This window comes from Gemmatimonas sp. (assembly GCF_021298855.1).
Classification (GTDB): Bacteria; Gemmatimonadota; Gemmatimonadetes; order Gemmatimonadales; family Gemmatimonadaceae; genus Gemmatimonas.
In genome coordinates this window covers 1-18,968 of the sequence record NZ_JAJTHI010000015.1, presented here as the reverse complement: position 1 = coordinate 18,968, position 18,968 = coordinate 1, and the positions used below count along the sequence as shown (strand labels likewise).

The window sequence follows — 18,968 nt, the reverse complement described above, 5'->3', positions numbered from 1 at the left end:
GGCGCTGTCAATCGGCCGCCGGTGTCTCCGGTTACCACTGGAGCAGCCCGGAGGCAGTCCCCGCACCTCCCCTTCTCCGCGCCTCCCGAACGAGCTTTGCAAGTGAGCGACAAACACGACCGCCACGCGGTCATCCGCGACATCATCACGGCCCATGCCGTGGCCAGTCAGGAGGAGCTGCGCCGGCAATTGCGGCGGCGCGGCTGGGATGTCACGCAGTCCACGCTCTCCCGCGATCTGCGCGAGCTGCGCCTCGCCCGCATCCCCGACAGTCAGGGGCGTGCGCGCTACGCCTTCCCCGAAAGCGGCAACGGCAGTGGCGCCAAGGCCGAAGCCCTCGCCCGCCTCGAACGCATGCTCCCCGAACTGCTCACCGGTGTCGAGGGGGTGCAGGTGCTGGTGGTGGCGCGCACCATGAAGAGCGGCGCGCAGCCCGTGGCCGAAGCGCTTGACCAGCTGGAGTGGCCCGACGTGGCCGGGACGATCGCCGGCGACGACACGGTGCTCATCATCTGCCGCAGCACCGAGGGGAGGGAGCGAGTGCTGCGGAAACTCGGGGCGTACATCCGGTAACAGGCTTTTTGCCGGGGCAAGATCGCTGCGTAGGATCCCGTGTGCGACGGGGAGTTTCGGGTATCGAGTTTCCGGTTGCGGGTTCAACACCGGAAACCCGCAACCCACCACCCGGCACTGCCGCGGCTCACGAGATGCCAGCCGCCCTCCGGATACTTGAACGAGCCACCCAAACCTGATCAGTTGTTCTGATCTCTCCCTCATCGAAATTCTGATGTCCAACGACACCGGTACGCACAAGCTGTGGGGCGGTCGCTTTGCCGGCGGCCCGTCGCCGCTGCTCGACGCCATCAATCGGTCCATCGGCACCGACTTCCGCCTCTGGCCGCACGACATCCGTCTCTCCAAGGCGTGGGCGTTGGCCCTGAGCAAGGCGGGCGTCTTCACGGCCGAGGAAGCCGAGCAGCTCCGGGCCGGTCTCGATCGCGTGGCCATGCGCATTGCCGACGGCGCACCGCCCATTGGGACCGATGAGGACATCCACACCATGATCGACCGCCTGCTGCATGAAGAGGCGGGGACCGTGGCCTCCAAGCTGCACACCGGCCGGTCGCGCAATGACCAGGTGGCCACGGCGTCGCGCCTCTGGACCATGGATGCCTGCCGCAAGCTCGACGCGGCCATTCGCGAGCTGCAACAGGCGCTGCTCACGCAGGCCGAGTCCATCGCCGATGCCATCCTGCCGGCGTACACCCACCTGCAACGCGCCCAGCCGGTGAGCGGCGCGCACTGGCTGCTGTCGCACTTCTGGCCCCTCGAGCGCGACCGCGTGCGTCTGGCCAACGCGCTGCGCAACGCAGCCGTGCTGCCGCTCGGCTCCGGCGCCATTGCCGGCTCGGCCTTCCCGGTGCCGCGCGACGTGCTGCGCGACGAACTCGAGTTCGCGAGCATCTCCCCCAACAGCATCGATGCCACCGGCGACCGCGACTTCGTGGCGGAAACGCTCTTCGTGTGCACCATGACCGCCGTGCACTGCTCGCGCATTGCCGAAGATCTCATCGTGTACGGGTCGAGCGAGTTCGGCTTCGTGAAGTTCGGCGACGGCTTCAGCACCGGCAGCAGCATGATGCCGCAGAAGCGCAATCCCGATGTCTTCGAACTGGCGCGCGGCAGTGGCGCCCGTGTGCTGGGCGACCTGGTGTCGCTGGTGGGGACCATCAAGGGCCTCCCCAGCGGCTACAGCAAGGATCTGCAGGACGACAAGCGGGCACTCTTCAACGCGGTGGACCTGCTGCATCTGGTGCTGCCGGCCATGGCCGGCGCCATCAGTGAGCTGCGCTTCGAGCGCGCGCGCATGCGCGCCGCCGTGAGCAGCGCCATGATGGCCACCGACCTCGCCGACTATCTGGTCAAGAAGGGCGCGACCTTCCGCGAAGCGCACGGTGCGGTCGGGTCGCTCGTGCGTCAGGCGGAAGAAGCGGGAATCGAGATGACCGAACTGCCGGTCGACGCGTTCAGCAAGGCACACGCGCTCTTCGGTGATGATGCACGCGATGCCCTCGGCGCTGAAGCGTCACTCGCCGCGCGCAACATTGCCGGCGGCACCGGGCCCGAAGCCGTGCGCGCGCAGATCGCCCAGGCGCACGCGGCGCTCTCGACCCCGGCGCTGTGACGACGACAGCGGGCGGCGCCTCCCTTCGCTTTCGCGGAGAGCGCTACGACGGCGTCATCTTCGACTGCGATGGGGTGCTCGTGGACAGTGAACGCATCACCAGCCGCGTGTGGGCCGGGCTGCTCACGGAGATCGGGCTGCCCACCACCACCGAGCAATCGCTCGCCACCTATCTTGGCAACAGTATGGGCCGCTGTCTGGAGATCGTGACCGAGCAGCTGGGCCGCCGCCCGCCCGATACGCTGCTCCCGCGCTTCTACGACGAGGTGAAGGTGGCCCTGGCCAGCGAGGTCACCCCGGTCGAGGGCATCGTGGCGCTGCTCGATGCGCTCGATGCCGCGGGCATTGGGTACGGCGTGGCCAGCAACGGCGAACACGAGAAGATGCGCACCACCTTGGGCGCGACGGAGCTGCTGGCCCGCTTCGAGGGGCGTCGCTTCAGCGCCGTGGATGTGGCGCGCCCCAAGCCGGCGCCCGATCTGTTCCTGCACGCGGCCGAGGCGCTGGGATTCGAGCCCGGGCGAACGATCGTGGTGGAAGACAGCCCGCTTGGCGTGCAGGGCGCACACGCCGCCGGCATGACCGTCATTGGCTACGCCGAATTGGTGGCCCCCGATCGCCTTCGTGCGGCCGGCGCCGTGCATACGGTGGACCAGCTGCGTGCGCTGTTGCCGCTGATCGCGACGTAATGCCCCTGCGGCGGCGCGAGTGCACCTCCGACTCCGGTGAGGCGCCGCGCAGCAGACCCGGTGGCGTCGAGGGGGAGATGCGGGCGTACCGTCGGTGGCGTCCAGCAGCGGCGACCGCCGCACGCAGACCGCTTTGGACGTGGACGCCGCCACCGCCCGCCAGCCGTCAGCGAAAGGCGTACCCGATCGTCAGGCGCAGTGTGGGCATGTACTCGTTGAACTGGTCGAACCCGGTCGGCGAGTCCTCGAGCAGGAAGTAGCGCCGCGCGCCGCCGCCCACCGCCACCGCCGTGTTGCGCTGCTTGCCCAGCAGCCACTGGTACTGCATCTCCACCGAGAAGGTGGGTGAGGTGGCGCTGCGGCGCGGATAGGTGCACGGACTGAAGCCGACGCAGTCCACGAAGCTCACCGTGGACTGGCGCCCCACGCCCACACCGGCCGCAAAGCCGAACCCCTGCAGCGCCCGCTCCGACGGATAGAGCCGCAGCTTGATGTCGGCGTTGGCGAAGCGGTCGTCGTCATTGTCACCGGGGGCGAGATACGATGCCGCCACCGCCACCGACAGGTTCTCGCGTAGTCGCGATTCGAACTCGCCCTGAAACGACCCGGCCAGCGGAAGGAACGGGTTGATCGAGATGATGCGCGTGGGGGTCTGGGCCGGCAGCACAACGGCACCGAGCAGCAGGGCCGCCACGGCGCAGGTCACGGCTCGCGTGGCCCGTCTCACCGGAACGCCCAGCCAATGGTGAGCCGCCCCGTGGGGAGCACGCGGCTGATGTCACGATCCCGCACGTCGGTTTCACTGAAGAAGTACCGCTTGACGCCCCCACCCACCGTCACCGCCGTGGCGCGCGTGCGGCCAAGCAGCCACTGGTACTGCGCCTCCACGGAGAACGTGGGGGCGGTGACCTGCGCGCCGGCGAAGACCGGTGGCTCACAGTTGATCGGCGCACAGGCACCCACGTCGTCGGCCTGCTGCGTGCGCCCCAGCCCCACACCAGCGGCGAGCCCCAACCCCTCGAGCGCGCGATCCTGCGGATAGAGCCGCAGCTTGATGTCGGCGTTGAGCACATTGCGGTTCCATGGCACATACGACGCGCCGATGGCCACGCTCGTGTTGTCGCGCAGCTTGCGCTCGTACTCACCCTGGAAGAACCCGGCGAGCGGCATGAACGGGTTGATGGCGATGATCTGGCGCGGTGCACCACCGGGGAGATTGGCGGACTGCTCGCGCAGCGTACCCTGCGCGACGAGAGAGGCCGGGGCGAACAGCAGCGGCGCCACGAAGGCGAACAGGGTGCCCGCCGTGGCGCGCACCGGGCGGAAGGCAGAACGCATGATCGGTGAGGACTGGAGAATCACGTGGCGTGCAGGATGGCCTTGGCCGCCATCTCGCCGCCCCGTGCGGCACCTTCGAGTGAGCTGGAGTGCAGGGTTTCGCTGGCGCGCCAGAGCCCTGCCATACCACACGCAATGCTGGGGCGTTGTTCCCGCCACCCCGGGGCCTGCTCGTACTGCGCGTAGGGCACGCGCCAGAGCGCCACCCGATCGAGCGTCAGGGCGTCGGGGGAGACGCCCCCCATGCGCGCCAGCTCATGGCGCATTGCCGCGTCCAGCGTCGCGTCGTCGAGATCGGCGGCCGCCCCTACCGCGGTGGCGGCAATGAGCGTGCGCCCTTGCGAGGCATACTCGGGCGCGACGTCGGTGAGCGTCACCGCGTGTGAGAGCACGGCCTGCGGGTTGGCGTTGAGCCACAGCGCCTTGCCGGGAATGGGCGAGGTGCGGGCGGTGAAGTACAGCGTGGTGCAGCCGCGGGCGCCCGTGGGCTCGGGGAGCGACAGCCCCACCGTACGCGCCAGCGTCGCGGCGGCCGGGGCGTCGGTGGCGAGCACCACCTGCGCGGCTTCGATCGTGGTGGCATCATCCAGCTGCACGCCGCTCACCCGTCCGGCCGTCACCGTCAGCGCGCGCACCGCCGTGCGCGTGCGCACGCTGCCGGGGGTGAGCCGCGCCGCCATCTGCTGCGTGAGCGCGCCGATGCCACCGGCCGGAATCACCGTGTCGCCGTCGGCCAGCATCTTGAAGGTGAAGAGCAGGATGCTGGCGCTGGTGGCGAGCGTGCGATCGAGCAGGATGCCACCGTAGAACGGCGCAAAGAAGCCGTCGATCACCGGCGCGCCGAACCCCCGCGCCGCGAGAAACTCGCGCGTGCTGATGCCGGCGAAGCGCGGGCCGAAACAGTCGTCGATGCTGAGGTGCTGGGCGAAGCGGCGCAGCGCGAGCAGGCGCAGCTTGTCGCCCACGCCAATGGCGCGCGCAAAGATGGTGTCGAGCAGCAACCCCGGGTCGGCCAGCGCATCGCCAATGAGCGAGACGTGCCCGTCGCGCGCGATACGCGCTGCCGGGAGGAACTTCCGCAGGGCGAGCCGGTCGAAGTCCAGATAGCGGCGCAGCGTGGGGTACGCCGTGAACAGCACCTGAAAGCCGTGATCGATGACGAGCCCGTCGTGGCGGCTCGTGCGTACGCGTCCGCCCACCTCGGGGGCGGCATCGAGGACGAGCACCGCGCGCCCGGCCGCTTGCAGTTCAATGGCCGCGACCAGTCCGGCCACACCGGCGCCGACGATGACGATGGGATTCCCGTTGGAAGCACGCATGCCTGCAAAGTGCACGAATGACTTCGCCGGACGCCACGGTCTCGTGGCGCCCGGCGGGCGTTGGGCCATCCAAACCGCCGGTCCCGCCGATCCGACACGGCATCCGACGCGTTCCGGAACAGCCTTCCCTACATCAGAACCGCACGCCGAACGTGATCGGCACGTAGCGCGAGCTTCGACCGTCACTGAACACATTCACGAAGCGCGCTTCGGCAAAGGTGGAGAAGCCCGACAGCTGGAAGGTGAGACCGCCACCCACTTGCAGTCCCAGATTGGTGTCGGACTGGTCCGTTTCGGGGTTCCTGGTGTTGAAGATGCCCAGACCGCCCAGCGCATAGGGCCGGAGCATCGAGGAGGACTCGGTGGGGATGTCGTACAGCACGTTCCCCACGAAGCCGATGGCGCGGGTGCTCCCCTCGAACACCACGACATCCTTGTAGTCCCACTGGTCGACGCTCACATCGGCCCGGAGACGCACCGACTGCAGCGCCGCCGGCTTGAAGAACAGGTGCCCGGTGAGGTTGTACCCGGAGTTCGCTACATCGCCCAGATCGCCCATGGGCAGCGACAGGCCGCCACTCACGCCAACGCTCACCGACCGGTCGGTGGATTGGGCACCCAGGGTTGCCGGGCCCATCACGGCCGCGATCAATGCACAGGTCCGCAGTGCATGCTTCATCAGATACCTCCAGTTCAAGGGGGGCGCACGTCGTGCACCGCCAATGATGCGAATGCCGTACCAGCGCGAATGGGGCGCGTCGCTACTCGGGCGACGGCGCCACGGCCGTGACGAAATACTCCGTCTCGCCAAAGCATGAGGTTGGTACCCCGACATGCTGCTGGTAGGTCACCGTGACGCGCTTGCCACTGAGCGCCGCAATGGCGGCCGCCACGGAATCGCTGCGCACGGTGAAGGAGAAACTGTCCGACCGGAAACCCTTGGCGATGTCCGTGTAGAGCGTCCCCTCCCAGGTCTTGCACAGCCACCCCTTCCTGGAAATCTTCTGCACGTAGCCCGCGCGCGACCCCTCGGAGTAGCTCCACGAAAGCGCTGCCGCTGTCCAGATGCCGAGCCCCAGCGCCGGGAGCCCCAGCAGCGCCAGCACCGTGACCGCCAGCCAATGGCGGCGCACGAACGACGCGCGAGGCGCGGGCGAGGTGGCCTTGCCGCCCGGGGCATCGCCGGTGGCCGCCGACCCGGCACTGCCGGCCGGCGAGTCGTGTTCGTCTTGAGTGGGATCGGCCATGAACGGAACTTGGGCGACCCTACCGGCAGGCGCTAGCTTTCGCCGTCGTCCATCCCGTCACTTCCACTTGCAGGGTGCGTATCGTGTCGTCCTCCGCCGCAGGGTTCGGTAGCCGTCGTCCCACCGTCACGGTCACGGTGCGCGGTGTGGCCGTGGGGTCTTCTGCCCCCGTGGTGGTGCAGTCCATGACCAACACCGATACGGCTGACGCTGCCAGCACCGCCGACCAGGTGGCGGCGCTGTTCGAGGCCGGCTCGCAGAAGGTGCGTATCACGGTCAACACCGACGAGGCGGCGCAGGCGGTTCCCGAGATCCGCCAGCGCCTGGAGGACCGCGGGCTCGACGTGCCGCTCATTGGCGACTTCCACTACAACGGGCACCTGCTGCTCACCAAGTACCCGAAGGCGGCCGCTGCCCTCGACAAGTACCGCATCAACCCCGGCAATGTCGGCACGAAGCACCGCGACACGAACTTCACCACCATCGTGCAGGCGGCCATCGATCACGACAAGCCGGTGCGCATCGGCGTGAACTGGGGGTCGCTCGACCAGCACCTGCTCACCGACATGATGGACGCCAACGCCGCGTCGGCCACGCCGCGCGATGCGAAGGACGTGTACATGGACGCGATGCTCGAGAGCGCGCTCCGGTCCGCCGCGCTCGCCGAAGAAGTGGGACTCGCGCACGACAAGATCATCGTGAGCGCCAAGATCTCCGTGGTCCCCGATCTCGTGGAGTGCTACCGCCGGCTGGCCAAGCGGTGCGACTACCCCCTGCACCTCGGCCTCACCGAAGCGGGAATGGGCAACAAGGGTGTTATCGCGTCGGCAGCGGCCCTGTCGATCCTGCTCAGCGAAGGGATCGGCGACACCATTCGGGTGTCGCTCACCCCCAAGCCCGGTGGTGATCGCCGCGAGGAAGTGTTCGTGGCGCAGCAGATCCTGCAGTCGCTGGGGCTGCGGTCGTTCGCGCCGCAGGTCACGGCCTGCCCCGGCTGCGGCCGCACCACCAGCACCTTCTTCCAGCGCATGGCCGAGGACATCCAGGGCTACTTGCGCGAACAGATGCCGGTGTGGCGCGAATCGAAGCCCGGCGTGGTGGAGATGAAGGTGGCCGTGATGGGGTGCGTGGTGAACGGTCCCGGCGAGAGCAAGCACGCGAACATCGGCATTTCCCTGCCGGGCACCTTCGAGGAGCCCAAGGCGCCCGTTTACGTGGACGGCAAGCTGTTCACCACGCTCAAGGGGGACCGCATCGTGCCGGAGTTCCTCGGCATCCTCAACGACTACGTGGCGCGCACCTACTGAGGCGCGGGGTCACTCCCCTGTCCGTCGGGCACCCGGCTCATGGAGCCGGGCACCCGACGGGACATGGGCACGGCGGTCAGCGCGCGACCGGACCGCTGGCGCAGGTGACCGTGGGATGGATCGGCGTGAAGATGTTGTAGGTGAGGCTGCCGACCAGCCCGTTGAGGAAGCTGTGCTTCGTCTCGAACTTGGCGATGCCCTGCGGGCAGGTCTGCTGGGACTTGATGGTGTCGGGGGGAACGAGCCCCAGCACCCACGACTTCTGCCACGGCAGGTCGATCTTCTGCGCCGCTTCCGGCGCCCCGGAAACGACGGTGTAGTGGTAGCAGCCCGCCAGCAGGCTGACGGCCGCCACCGTGGCGAGCGTGCAAACGGAACGAGTCATCCGGCTCATCATGGCAAGGTCTCCCGCGATCAGCGCGAAGGGGCCGTTTCCGGCGCGAAGGTGACGATGATCGGGCGGCCGGACACGGCCGACTCGCGGGCGAGTTCCGACAGCGCCGTGTTGAACGCCTCGGTGTCGAGCGTCGCGGCCAGCACGCGCGTCACGGTGCCGGCATCGGCGCGTCCGCCGTTGGCGCAGGTGATCGACACTTCGTGGGGCGTGAAGAGCCCCAGGGTGAGCATGCCGACGACGCCGTTGGCGAAGGTCTGCCGCGTACTGGCGACCGCAATGCCGCTGGGGCACTGCTGACGCACGTCGATCGGCGAGCCCGATACGAGGCCGAAGATGTAGGACGGGTGGAACGATTTCGTCACGGTCGTCGTCGAGCGGGGAAGCCCGGTGTCGACGACCTGGTGAAAACACCCGGCGAGGAGTGTCATCGCACCGGCAGCGGCGGCAACGCGGAGGAATCGCATGCGGGGTCATTCCATGGCAGAGGTGGCGAGCGCGTCGTCCTGGAGAGGCGACCGGCGGTCGCCGGGATGCGTGCCCGGCCACCGCCTCCGTACCATGCGCTGTTGCCGACGCCGCAGCAAGACCCGCCCCCCGGATCAGCGCAGCGGCAGGATGTCGATGCCCCCCGCCTGCTGCCCTACATCCACGCGGGCCACGGTGCGCCGCGTCGTCAGGTCGATGATCTCCACCGTCCCCGGCTCCGAGCCCACCCCCTCGACCGTCACGAACGCATAGCGGTCGTCGGGGGTGATCGCCACGCCGTGCACCACCCGCCGCTGCGTGGGGAGGGTGGCGAGCGTGGCACCGGTCTTCGTGTCGATGATGCCCACGCTCTGCCCGCGCTTGTTGGTGGCCACGAGCGTCGTCCCGTCGCGGGTGGCCGCGAGATTGTACACGCCATTCCCCGCCGGAATGCGGCGGCGCATGGTCCACGACGCCACGTCGATCTCCCCGAGATCGCTCGTGCCGTTGCACGCCACCCACACGGTGCGATCGTCGGCACTGGGCTGGGCCCAGGTGGGGGAGCAGGTCGTGCTCCCCGCCGCCGGCTGCGCCAGTCCGTGGCCGCTCATGTCGTGTCCGGCGTGTGCCGCGTCGGCCGCCCCGCGCACCGGTGGCGCGCCGCTCATGCCGCGCTCCATCCCCTTCGTGAGCAGGAAGTGGCGCGACACCTGCAGTCCGTCGAGGTCGATCTCCACGAGCTGCTCGTCCATCATGCACACACTGTAATGCCGCGTCCCGCGGCTGTTCACGCGCGAGCCATGCGGCATGGCGCAGGTGGTGATGCGGGCGATCTCCTGCAGGCTGTCCGTGCGCACCACGCTCACGTCGCTCGCCACCATGTCGCCGTGCAGGTTGAAGTTCACCACCACGACCAGGCGGCCGTCGGGGGTCACCTGCGCCGTGGCGGGGAAGTTGCCCAGCATGACCTGGCCGGCGTACGCGTTGGTGCGCGCGTCGAACTTCCACAGCACGCCATACGGGGTGCCGTGCGCCGTGCTCACGTAGTAGTGCGCCCCGTCGGGGGCCACGGCCAGTCCGTGCGGACCGTCGGGATCGGCGAGCATCACCCCCACGTCGTGCTGCCGGACGACCTTCGCTCCCTGCGGGCCGAACTCGATGACCGCCACGCGGTCCACGCTCTCGCTCGCCACCAGCGCCGTGTACGTGCGCGCGGGAGCCGGTGGGGCGAGCGACGCGCCGCCCTGCGCGGCGGCGCCGGACGCGGCCGTCAGGGAGGCGAGGGACGCGGCGAGGAGAGCGACGCGGCGCTTCATGGCACGATGACGGTCTTCTTGGGTTCGGGCTTGGGATCCATGCGCACGATCCAGAGACCGTTGTACATGTCGTTCACGTACGCGAGGCCGTTGCGCACCACCACGCCCCAGGTCATGGCGGCGTTCTTCACGTAGCCGTCCATGTCGGCGGTGTGCACGTGCACCATCTCCCGCTGCTGCGCCCGCAGATCGCCGCGCAGCTCACCGCTGATGTCGAAGGTGCGGAAGCCCGCGTTGTACGCGCCCATGTACAGCGTGTCGCCGGCCACCCACACGTTGTGCACGCCGCCGAACTCGGGCTCGTAGAAGGCCACGCTCTTCGGCTTGGCGATGTTGCTCACGTCGATCACCTGCAGGCGGCCGTACGCGCGCCCGGCGCTCGCATCCTTGGCACCCTTGACCGGCGCGGCGGGGAACACCTCGTCGGCAATGAACACGTAGTTCTTGTGACGCCAGGCGGTGTGCGTGCCGCGAATGAAGCCCGGGCCACCCGACGCCTCCACCTGCCGGTACATGTCGTTCAGGTCGTACTTGTACTGGCTCACAAGCTGGGGGTTGCTGGGGCTGCCACCCTTCACGCCGTTGCCGATGTCGAGGATGACCAGCCCGTCGTTCCAGTAGCTCAGGTACGCGAGGCCATCCTGCACGTCGATGTCGTGCAGCGAGCGGCCGGCGTCGGGACGCGGCGTCTTCCACACGGCGGCCGTCTTCGGCTGGCACGGGTCGTTCCAGTCGATGATGTGAATGGCCCCGGTGCCGTCGTTGGTGAGATAGATGTGCGTGCCGTACTTCTCCTGGCGGTACACGAAGGTGCTGTGCACGCCGCCGGTGAGCCCTTCGGTATAGTCGGCGCACTTCTTCGGGTGCAGCGGATCGTCGAGCGTGGCAATGACGATCCCGTTCTTGCGGTCGCTCGCCCCCTCGCGGGTGAACACGAGATGCGTGCCGGCGGGGTTCGTCATGATGTCGTTGACGCGCCGCGTGTTCTCCACGATGGAGTCGGTCACCACCGGCTTGCTCTTGTCGGTGATGTCGATGGTGAACATGCGGTCGCCCCCCGAGCCGGTGCCGAGGTACGCGATCTCGCGCGTGGGGTGCAACCACACCTCTTCCGTGGTGAACCCGGTGCGCGGCAACCGCCCCACGACCGTGGCCGGCCGGCGCACGTCGCGCGGCGTGAGCCGCACCACCGCCTGCGCACTCTGCGTGCCCAGCGTGGCCGTCACGACATATGTGCCCCCTTCATAGCCGGTGAACGCCCCGTCGGCGTCGATCACCCCCTGACCGGGATTGAAGCTCCAGCTGGGGGTCAGTCCGGCCAACGGCCGGCCGGCGGCGTCGCGCGCGGTCACCGCAAAGCGGATCACGTCGCCGGTGCGCGCCTCCTTCGCACTGGGGGTGATGGCGAGTGCGCCGATGCGCCCCGCCACCACCAGCACCGCGTGCGTGGCCGTGGCGCGATCGACGCGCGCCGTGAGCACGGCACGTCCCACCCCCTTCGCCTCCACGAGGCCGTCGGCGTTGACGGCTACCACCGCGGGGTTGCTGCTGCTCCATTGCACCCGGTCGTCGCGCCGGTCGCCAGCGGCGCTGCGCACCGTGGGCACCAGCACGAGACGCTGCCCGCCCACCAGACGCGTCGGGGCGTCGTCGAGCGTGATCGTGGCGGCCGGTCCGGGCACCATGCGCACTTCGATGCGCTGCGTGATGGTGGGTTGCCCCACGATCTGCGCCACGACGGTCACCGGCATGGTGCCGGTGGAGCCGGAGCGCACCAACCCGTCGGCATCGATCGCGCCTTCGAAGCGGCCACCCGCCGCGATGAAGCGAATCGTGGTGCCCGGCACGGGCTGGCCATTGGCATCCACCACCCGGGCGCGCAGTCGCAGCGTGTCCTCGGCAATGACCACCGGGTTGGCGGGGGTGATTTCCAGCTTGGCCGCCGACGGCGGCTGCACGGCGGCGAGCGAGGCGGAGACGAGGGCGATCAGCATGGGCGACAGGGCCGGAGATGGTGGTGGGGAAATGACGACAGCCGGGGCAGCTACACCTGCTCGAGCGCCGACGCCGCGGCGTCGAGTTCATCGACGATGGGGGCGTTGAACCCGACCTCGCGCAGCCGGTTGGCCACGCGGCGGTACCATCGCACCGTGCCGTCGCGGCCCACGCTGAAGCGCCCCCACACCGTTTCGGGGAAGGCGGTGCGCCGCAGGTCGGAGAGAATGCTGTTGGCGTTGTGCACCTTGTCCGCGGCGCACACCCACAGGGCGTCCTCGTTCGCCAGCGACAGACGGGCGAGGTAGTCTTCCTTCTTGTCTTCCGACGACAGCTCGATGCCATCGTCGTCCACCTTGCGGTGGGTCACCATGAGGACGGTGGCGAGAACGCTGTGGCCGAACTTGTGACCGATCCGCTCCTCGAGCATCTCGCGCGTCATGCTGTCGCGCACGCAGTCCTCCACCACGTCGTGCAGGATCCCCGCCACCACCGTGTCCTCGCTGCAGCCGTAGCGGGTGAGAATCATCGCCACATTGGCCGGGTGCGTGAGGTACGGCAGGCGTGTGCCCTTGCGCACCTGCTGGTCGTGATGCTTCGCCGCGAAGGCGAAGGCGTGGTTGATCCGATCGGAGTATCCAGTCATACCAGGCATGAACGGCGGGGCGACGGGCGATGGCGGATCTGACGGGGCGCGTCAGGCAGGGACGGGAACATACGTCGTGCGGGTGAACCAAGCCACCAACCGTTCGAGGCCGGCCACGTCGTCATCGCCGAAGGCGTCGAGCACGGGCGAGTCGATGTCGAGCACGGCCATGAGGGCACCCGCGGCGTCGTACACCGGAACCACGATTTCGCTCTGCGAGCGGGCATCGCAGGCGATGTGTCCCGGAAACGCGTGCACGTCGGGCACCACCACCGTGCGGCGTTCCGCCGCGGCCGTGCCGCAGACACCGCGCCCGAAGGCGATGTCCTGACAGCCGAGTGATCCCTGATACGGCCCCACCCGCAGCAATCGGTCCCGCTCCACGACCCGATAGAACCCGGTCCACAAATGGCCGAAGGCGTGGTGCAGCATGGCGCTCAGCGTTGCCATGCCGGCAATGGCATCGGTGCTGTCGTGCAGGAGCAGGGCCTGCATTTCCAGCAGGCGGGCGTACGCGTCGGCGCGCGGAACGGCGCGCAGGTCGGGGATGACAGGTTCCATGAGGCCAGGGGAAACGAGACGAGACGTCGGTGACGGAAGCAGCGGCCGACGGGCCGCGCCGGGGTCGGCGCCAGCGTGGGCGTCAGCGTGGGCGTCAGCGCAACGGGCCGATGAGGACGATGAGGCGGTAGTCGAGCACGGCGAGCGCGAGTCCCTGCAGCACGACGCCGATGCCGGCCCCCACGGCGCCGAGCCGTCGCTCCCATCGCCAGCCGACGATGATCAGCGTGAGCCCCACGGCGGCGTAGCCGATATCGAGGCCGGTATTGAGCCACAGGATGTTGAGCAGCTTCTGCGTGCCGGCGAAGTCGCGCATGGCCAGACCACGCCACGCCCAGAGGGCAATGAGGGCGTTGACGGCCCCCCAGGCCAGCGTCTGAATGGCGAAGTGCCGCACCAGCGGCGCCGTCATGCGTCGCACGGTCAGCAGCGCCAGCAGCGCGGTGCCACCGAGCATGCTGAGCGCGGCCCACACGCCCAGGCGCAGGAGATGTCCCTGCTCGAGGGTCAACAGCGTATCTGCCCACATGCAGCGGAGACTAGCCGGAGGCGCGCGAGCCGGCCAGCGGCACATCGGTAGCCCAGAGCACGACGGCGCGAATGCGGCGCCCCTGCTCCTCGGCCGCCCTGACGGTGCGGGCCACCCAGGCCAGCGGCGTTTCTCCCAGCCTTGCGCAGAGCACCAGATCGCAGTGAGCAGGGACGGCCGGCGCACGGGACAGGTCGCTCACGTACACCGTGAAGTCGAAGTGGCGCAGCAGCGGCTCGAGCCGCGTGGGAGTGTCGGCGGTGGCCGGGTGCTCCGGGCCCCCCGCGCGCGCACGGGCACCGGCGTCGGCGCGGGCCCGACGCGGCAGCACCAGCGTCACGCTCGCGTCACGCCCCAGCGGGAGGGCCCGCGACGCGTCCCACGCCTCCTCCCATGACGTGTCCGCACCGAACGCCCCCGTGGCGCCGCCGCCATGGGTCGACCGCTCGCCGTCGCTGCGCACCAGGGCGCTGGTGGGGAGCAGCGGCACCAGCGCGCCGGCGCGTTGCGCGGCGTCCACCAGTGCCGTGGCGCGCGACTCGCGCGCTGCCACCGACGCCAGGTTGAGCCCGACCGCGCCTGCCACCACCGGATGGTCCGCGAGCACCTGCACCTCGCGCGAAACGTCTCCCACGTGCGAGAGGGTGAGATGGAGCAACGGCCACGCATCGCCGGCCGGCGTGAGCACCGGCACCGGCGCCTCCGGCGGCCGCGCGCGGCGGGCGAAGCGAGGGAGCCGTCGTGCGCCCATGCGCCACGCGCCCCCCGACTCTCCGGGCGCGGCGGCGTCGCCCTGGTGCACGATCACCCGCGAGCGGGTGAGTGCCTCGAGCTCCTGCGCGTCCCCCACCATGGGGAGTCGCATCTCGCGCCACACGGCCACGGAAAAGCCCCCACTGAGTCCCAGCACCAGCGAGGCAAGCAGCATCGCGACCGGTGGCACGGACAACTGCATGCGCGCACGCAGCGCCGCCCGCTGGGCATCGAGGATGGCATTGAATCGCTGCGCCGCCGCCAGCAGCGTGTCGAGCGCCACCACGGAGTCCGTGGCGAGGCGCACGGCCGCGTCGAGCAGCGAATCGGGGCGCGCGGCGTCCACGGGCACGGTAGAGGCGGGCTCGGGCAGCTGGGCCTGTGCCCGCAGGGTGCGGTCGGCGAGCGCCACGAGCTGGTCACCCACCTCGGTGAGGCGCATGGTGAGCGCGGCGTAGCGGGCGTCGGGGCCGCGCAACGCGGCCAAGGCTTCGCGCTCATCGTACAGCACGTCGAGCGAATCGCGCAGCCGGCTGGCCGCGGCGCGGCGCACGGAATCGCGCTGCATGACGGGCGACTCGCTGAGCGCCCGGTAGCTCTCCATGAGCGGCGTCTGCCGTGCGCGCGCCAGTTGCGCCGCGAAGGCGCGCAGCGCCGTGTCGCGCGCGAGGACGGGCAGCATGGCGGTGGTGAAGAGCGAGTCGGCGGTGCCGCTGCTCCCGGGCAACGAGTCGGCCAGCGCCTTGCGGGCGGCGGTGCGCTGCCCTTCGGCCCGGGCCCGCGCGGCATCGGCACGCACCCGCTGCGCGCGCAGCTGCACCGTGTCACGCGCCGGCGGCAGCGCGGCGATGGCGGTGGACAGCGCGCGATCGGCCTGGCGTGGCAGCAGCACGAAGGTCAGCAGCGCTGCGATCATCACGAGGGCGCCGGTGCCGGCAATGACGAGGCCATGGCGCGCCGCGTTCCGTGTGCGTGCGGCCAGCCAACGGGCGCGGGAGGAAGTCATGGTGCCCGTAACGAACACGGGGGCCGGCGCATCGCGCCAGCCCCCGTGGTCCTGCCCATCACATCGCGTGAGCCGAAGCTTACTTGATGGTGATCTTGCCCTTCATGTTCATCGCGAGGTGCGGCGTGCAGTGGTAGTCGTACGTACCAGCCGGAACGCCGGCGAACGAGACCGTGTACTCTTCGTTCGCGTTCAGGAGCATCTTGCCCGAGAGCTCACCAGCCTGCTCCGGCATGTTCGCCGTGAGGGCCGTCTTCGCTTCCGGCGACAGCGTGGCGGGATCGAAGGCCACGTTGTGCGGGCCGCCCGAGACCATGACGAACTTGATGCCGTCGCCCGCGGCGATCGTGATTTCGGCCGGCTCGAAGCGGTAGCCCTGACCGTCACCCACCATGTTCACCGTGTGCGTCGTGCCCGTGATCGGGGCCATCGCGCCCGCCGCCGGAGCCGCCGGAGCCGCTGCCGCCGCCGTGTCGGCCGCCGGAGCCGCCGCCGAATCCGTCGCCGCCTTGTCACCACCGCCGCACGCGCCGAGCAGGATCGCCGCGCCCGTCACCACCGCAAAGCCGAGAAACCGCATGTGTGTAGGCCTCCAGAGCCTATATCGGAAATTTCCTATTTTTCAGGCCACCGGATGGCCTGTGCCTGCAGGGCCCTGCAGACTTTGTGAACTTATTCACAAAGGCGACCAGCGCCAAGGGGCCGGTCAGGGAAGGCCAGACTTGACGCCATCCCTCGAGCCTGCTACCGTCTCACGACTATGCCTGCCGTCCGCACCGCCCACCATCATGCGCACCACAGCCACGGCCCGACGGGTCGGGGCGCTTCGTGCGTGATGGGGTAAGCACTCCGCGTCCCCGCGCACGGCGACCTGCGGCCCGTCCCTACCGGACGGGCCTTTTTTGTTGCCCGCCGGGACGTCCTGTTCCGTTTTCTCTCTACTAGAACACCCGATGCTCCGTATCGCCCTCCCCAACAAGGGGCGCCTCTCCGAAGACACCCGCGAACTCTTCAACGACGCCGGACTCGAAGTCCGCTCGTCCGGCGAGCGCGCCCTCACCGCTTCCCTCGGCGGGGAGTTCGAGGCCATCTTCGTGCGCGCTCAGGACATCCCCGAGTTCGTGGCCGACGGCGCCGCCGACGTGGGCGTGACCGGCTGGGACCTGGTGAACGAATCGGGACGCCCCCTCACCTCCCACCTCGACCTCGGCTTCGGCCGGTGCCGCCTCGTGGTGGCCGCGCGGGAGGACTCGGGTATTCGCGCGGTGGCCGATATCGGAAAGGATGGGCAGCGCATGCGCGTGGCCACCGTCTTTCCCAACATCACCCGCCGCTTCTTCGAGCAGGCCGGCCGGCCGGTAGATGTGGTCCCGGTGTCGGGAGCTGCCGAAATCGCGCCGCACCTGGGCATCGCCGATGTGGTCGTGGATCTCACCTCCACCGGCAGCACCCTGCGCGTGAATGGCTTGCGCGAGATCGAAACCGTTCTGCGCTCGAGCGCACACCTCATCACCGCGGAGGGGGGGCCGCGCCACGGCGCCGCCGACCGCCGGCAGGAACTCGACGACCTCGTGACCGCGCTGGCGTCGGTCATCCGGGCGCGCGGGCAGCGCTACCTCATGGCCAACGTCCCGCGCGCCGCGCTCCATCAGGTGCGGGAGGTGCTGCCGGGCCTCAACGGCCCTACGGTCATCGAAATTGCCGAATCCTCGCAATACGTGGCCGTGCACGCCGTCGTGAGCGCCGCAACCATCTATCGCACCATCTCGCAGCTGCGGGCCCTTGGCGGCGAGGGCATTCTGGTCACGCGCATCGAGAGGCTCGTGCCGTGAGCACGTCGTTGGAAGCCTCCGTGCCGTTGCGGGCGTTCGGGGCCCTGGCGTCACTCGATGCCCCCACGCGTCGTGCCATCGTGGACCGCTCGTCCACGACCGACGGCACCGTGCGCGAGCGCTCCGCCGCCCTCATCGCCCAGGTACGCGAGCGTGGTGACGACGCGCTGTTCCAGTTCGCCCGCGACTTCGACCGCGTGACGCTCACCTCCCTCGAGGTACCGCGCAGCGCCTGGGACGCCGCGCTCGCCTCACTCGACCCCGCGTTGCGTGTGTCCCTCGAGCGTGCCGCACGGAACATCGCCGCCGTGCACGCGGCGTTTCGCCCCGTGGAAACCGTCTGCTCCCCCGAACCCGGCATCACGGTCGGGCGCCGGCCGGACCCGCTGCAACGGGTGGGGATCTATGCGCCGGGCGGACGCGCCGCCTATCCGAGTTCGCTGCTCATGGGCGCCATTCCCGCGCGGGTGGCGGGGGTGCAGGACGTGATCGTGTGTTCGCCTCCGGGGCCCGACGGCATGCCGTCGCCGGTGGTGCTGGCCGCCGCCGCGCTGGCCAACGTGGACCGGGTGTTCGCCGTTGGTGGTGCCGGTGCCATTGCCGCCATGGCGCTGGGTACGGCGAGTGTGCCGCGCGTCGATCGCATCATGGGGCCCGGCAACGCCTACGTGGCCGAGGCCAAGCTGCAGCTTGTGCACCGCGTGGCCATCGATGCGCCCGCCGGCCCGAGCGAGCTGCTCGTGCTCGCCGACGCCTCGGCCGATGCCGTGGCCATTGCGCGCGAGATGCTGGCGCAGGCCGAGCACGATCCCGACGCCGCCGTGATCGCGGTGTTGGCTGGCGAGGATGTGGATGCGCTGGCGGTGCACGTGCGTGAGGCGCTGGCAGGGCAGATCGCGGTGGCGCCGCGCGCCGCAGTGATCGAACAGTCGCTGCGTGAGCGGGGCGCGATCGTCACGATACCGCAGCTGGACGACGCCATTGCCTTCACCAATGTGTGGGCCGCCGAACACCTCTTGCTGCTGGTGCGCGACGAGGTGCGCGACGCCACGCTCGCGGCGCTGCGCAGCGCCGGCACGATCTTCCTGGGCGCGTCGAGCAGTGTGGCCTACGGCGACTACATGACGGGGGCCAACCACGTCCTCCCCACCGCCGGGGCGGGGCGCAGCTACTCGGGGCTCAGCACCCTCGACTTCGTGCGCTGGACCACGTGGCAGGAAGTGACCCCCGGGGCGGCCGCCTTGCTGAGCGACGATGTGGGGCGCTTGGCCGACGCCGAGGGACTGCCGGCACACGCCGCCGCCGCCCGCGCCTGGGCCACCCCAACCTTCCCGGGGTCAGAGCTGGGGTCAGAGCTGGGGTCAGAGCCGGGGTCAGAGCCGG

20 protein-coding genes are annotated in these 18,968 nt (G+C 69.7%); 6 read left to right on the top strand and 14 right to left on the bottom strand.

The genetic code is table 11. From position 1 onward, the window contains the following. Positions 1–102: 102 nt before the first annotated feature. The 3 genes from argR to LW840_RS06275 all read left to right on the top strand — a co-directional run bounded on the left by argR (position 103) and on the right by LW840_RS06275 (position 2,874). The gene (gene argR, locus LW840_RS06285) at positions 103–573 is read left to right on the top strand and encodes an arginine repressor (RefSeq protein ID WP_291261179.1); all 471 of its coding nucleotides are present in this window, start codon (positions 103–105) and stop codon (positions 571–573) included. Between the two features lie 214 nt (positions 574–787). Continuing rightward, positions 788–2,185 carry an argininosuccinate lyase gene (gene argH, locus LW840_RS06280; RefSeq protein WP_291276633.1) on the top strand — a complete coding sequence of 466 codons (1,398 nt, stop codon included), beginning with the start codon at positions 788–790 and terminating at the stop codon, positions 2,183–2,185. After that, positions 2,182–2,874, top strand: a complete 693-nt coding sequence (locus tag LW840_RS06275; protein ID WP_291276632.1) for an HAD family phosphatase — start codon at positions 2,182–2,184, stop codon at positions 2,872–2,874. The genes argH and LW840_RS06275 overlap by 4 nt, the downstream gene beginning before the upstream one ends. A gap of 166 nt (positions 2,875–3,040) precedes the next feature. On the opposite strand, the gene LW840_RS06270 is transcribed toward LW840_RS06275, so the two are convergent. The 5 genes from LW840_RS06270 to LW840_RS06250 all read right to left on the bottom strand — a co-directional run bounded on the left by LW840_RS06270 (position 3,041) and on the right by LW840_RS06250 (position 6,778). Next, positions 3,041–3,568 (bottom strand): hypothetical protein, encoded by a 528-nt coding sequence (locus LW840_RS06270; protein ID WP_291276631.1) that lies wholly within the window; start codon positions 3,566–3,568, stop codon positions 3,041–3,043. 29 nt (positions 3,569–3,597) lie between these two features. Next, positions 3,598–4,212, bottom strand: a complete 615-nt coding sequence (locus LW840_RS06265) for a hypothetical protein (protein WP_291268520.1) — start codon at positions 4,210–4,212, stop codon at positions 3,598–3,600. A gap of 20 nt (positions 4,213–4,232) precedes the next feature. Then, on the bottom strand, positions 4,233–5,531 hold the full coding sequence (locus LW840_RS06260) for an NAD(P)/FAD-dependent oxidoreductase (protein ID WP_291268521.1): 1,299 nt from the start codon (positions 5,529–5,531) through the stop codon (positions 4,233–4,235). Between the two features lie 133 nt (positions 5,532–5,664). Continuing rightward, positions 5,665–6,168, bottom strand: a complete 504-nt coding sequence (locus LW840_RS06255; protein ID WP_291276630.1) for an outer membrane beta-barrel protein — start codon at positions 6,166–6,168, stop codon at positions 5,665–5,667. Positions 6,169–6,292: 124 nt separating this feature from the next. Beyond that, the gene (locus LW840_RS06250; RefSeq protein ID WP_291261186.1) at positions 6,293–6,778 is read right to left on the bottom strand and encodes a hypothetical protein; all 486 of its coding nucleotides are present in this window, start codon (positions 6,776–6,778) and stop codon (positions 6,293–6,295) included. Between the two features lie 83 nt (positions 6,779–6,861). On the opposite strand from LW840_RS06250, the gene ispG reads away from it, so the two are divergent. Next, positions 6,862–8,085: a flavodoxin-dependent (E)-4-hydroxy-3-methylbut-2-enyl-diphosphate synthase gene (ispG, locus tag LW840_RS06245; RefSeq protein WP_291268524.1), complete on the top strand. Its 1,224-nt coding sequence runs from the start codon at positions 6,862–6,864 to the stop codon at positions 8,083–8,085. A gap of 76 nt (positions 8,086–8,161) precedes the next feature. Here the strand turns inward: ispG and LW840_RS06240 are convergent, their stop codons facing one another. From LW840_RS06240 to LW840_RS06200, 9 genes are all read right to left on the bottom strand, one after another. Then, the gene (locus tag LW840_RS06240; RefSeq protein ID WP_291268525.1) at positions 8,162–8,470 is read right to left on the bottom strand and encodes a hypothetical protein; all 309 of its coding nucleotides are present in this window, start codon (positions 8,468–8,470) and stop codon (positions 8,162–8,164) included. A gap of 29 nt (positions 8,471–8,499) precedes the next feature. Next, entirely contained in the window at positions 8,500–8,910 is a 411-nt protein-coding gene (locus LW840_RS06235; RefSeq protein WP_291273983.1) for a hypothetical protein, read from the bottom strand. Positions 8,911–9,081: 171 nt separating this feature from the next. Continuing rightward, positions 9,082–10,263 (bottom strand): hypothetical protein, encoded by a 1,182-nt coding sequence (locus LW840_RS06230; RefSeq protein ID WP_291276629.1) that lies wholly within the window; start codon positions 10,261–10,263, stop codon positions 9,082–9,084. After that, positions 10,260–12,257 (bottom strand): Ig-like domain-containing protein, encoded by a 1,998-nt coding sequence (locus tag LW840_RS06225; protein ID WP_291276628.1) that lies wholly within the window; start codon positions 12,255–12,257, stop codon positions 10,260–10,262. The genes LW840_RS06230 and LW840_RS06225 overlap by 4 nt, the downstream gene beginning before the upstream one ends. Before the next feature lie 50 nt (positions 12,258–12,307). Beyond that, positions 12,308–12,904, bottom strand: coding sequence for an HD domain-containing protein (locus LW840_RS06220; RefSeq protein ID WP_291268528.1), 597 nt, complete (start codon positions 12,902–12,904; stop codon positions 12,308–12,310). Positions 12,905–12,955: 51 nt separating this feature from the next. Beyond that, positions 12,956–13,465 (bottom strand): GAF domain-containing protein, encoded by a 510-nt coding sequence (locus LW840_RS06215; RefSeq protein ID WP_291268529.1) that lies wholly within the window; start codon positions 13,463–13,465, stop codon positions 12,956–12,958. 94 nt (positions 13,466–13,559) lie between these two features. After that, positions 13,560–13,994 (bottom strand): hypothetical protein, encoded by a 435-nt coding sequence (locus tag LW840_RS06210; protein WP_291268530.1) that lies wholly within the window; start codon positions 13,992–13,994, stop codon positions 13,560–13,562. Positions 13,995–14,004: 10 nt separating this feature from the next. After that, on the bottom strand, positions 14,005–15,753 hold the full coding sequence (locus LW840_RS06205; protein ID WP_291276627.1) for a hypothetical protein: 1,749 nt from the start codon (positions 15,751–15,753) through the stop codon (positions 14,005–14,007). A 79-nt stretch (positions 15,754–15,832) separates the two neighbouring features. Then, positions 15,833–16,333, bottom strand: coding sequence for a plastocyanin/azurin family copper-binding protein (locus LW840_RS06200; RefSeq protein WP_291261196.1), 501 nt, complete (start codon positions 16,331–16,333; stop codon positions 15,833–15,835). A 373-nt stretch (positions 16,334–16,706) separates the two neighbouring features. On the opposite strand from LW840_RS06200, the gene hisG reads away from it, so the two are divergent. Both hisG and hisD read left to right on the top strand, forming a co-directional pair. Then, positions 16,707–17,585, top strand: a complete 879-nt coding sequence (hisG, locus tag LW840_RS06195; protein ID WP_291261197.1) for an ATP phosphoribosyltransferase — start codon at positions 16,707–16,709, stop codon at positions 17,583–17,585. Continuing rightward, positions 17,582–18,968 (top strand): histidinol dehydrogenase (gene hisD, locus LW840_RS06190; RefSeq protein ID WP_291276626.1); only part of this gene is annotated, 1,387 nt, incomplete at its 3' end. The genes hisG and hisD, both read left to right, overlap by 4 nt.

Bases quoted from the DNA above. Each gene is read 5' to 3' on its own strand.
- argH (WP_291276633.1), top strand. From the start codon at position 788: ATGTCCAACGACACCGGTACGCACAAGCTGTGGGGCGGTCGCTTTGCC.
- LW840_RS06265 (WP_291268520.1), bottom strand. From the start codon at position 4,212: ATGCGTTCTGCCTTCCGCCCGGTGCGCGCCACGGCGGGCACCCTGTTC.
- LW840_RS06260 (WP_291268521.1), bottom strand. From the start codon at position 5,531: ATGCGTGCTTCCAACGGGAATCCCATCGTCATCGTCGGCGCCGGTGTG.
- LW840_RS06255 (WP_291276630.1), bottom strand. From the start codon at position 6,168: ATGGGCCCGGCAACCCTGGGTGCCCAATCCACCGACCGGTCGGTGAGC.
- LW840_RS06250 (WP_291261186.1), bottom strand. From the start codon at position 6,778: ATGGCCGATCCCACTCAAGACGAACACGACTCGCCGGCCGGCAGTGCC.
- LW840_RS06240 (WP_291268525.1), bottom strand. From the start codon at position 8,470: ATGACTCGTTCCGTTTGCACGCTCGCCACGGTGGCGGCCGTCAGCCTG.
- LW840_RS06235 (WP_291273983.1), bottom strand. From the start codon at position 8,910: ATGACACTCCTCGCCGGGTGTTTTCACCAGGTCGTCGACACCGGGCTT.
- LW840_RS06230 (WP_291276629.1), bottom strand. From the start codon at position 10,263: ATGAAGCGCCGCGTCGCTCTCCTCGCCGCGTCCCTCGCCTCCCTGACG.
- LW840_RS06225 (WP_291276628.1), bottom strand. From the start codon at position 12,257: ATGCTGATCGCCCTCGTCTCCGCCTCGCTCGCCGCCGTGCAGCCGCCG.
- LW840_RS06220 (WP_291268528.1), bottom strand. From the start codon at position 12,904: ATGACTGGATACTCCGATCGGATCAACCACGCCTTCGCCTTCGCGGCG.
- LW840_RS06215 (WP_291268529.1), bottom strand. From the start codon at position 13,465: ATGGAACCTGTCATCCCCGACCTGCGCGCCGTTCCGCGCGCCGACGCG.
- LW840_RS06210 (WP_291268530.1), bottom strand. From the start codon at position 13,994: ATGTGGGCAGATACGCTGTTGACCCTCGAGCAGGGACATCTCCTGCGC.
- LW840_RS06205 (WP_291276627.1), bottom strand. From the start codon at position 15,753: ATGACTTCCTCCCGCGCCCGTTGGCTGGCCGCACGCACACGGAACGCG.
- LW840_RS06200 (WP_291261196.1), bottom strand. From the start codon at position 16,333: ATGCGGTTTCTCGGCTTTGCGGTGGTGACGGGCGCGGCGATCCTGCTC.
- hisG (WP_291261197.1), top strand. From the start codon at position 16,707: ATGCTCCGTATCGCCCTCCCCAACAAGGGGCGCCTCTCCGAAGACACC.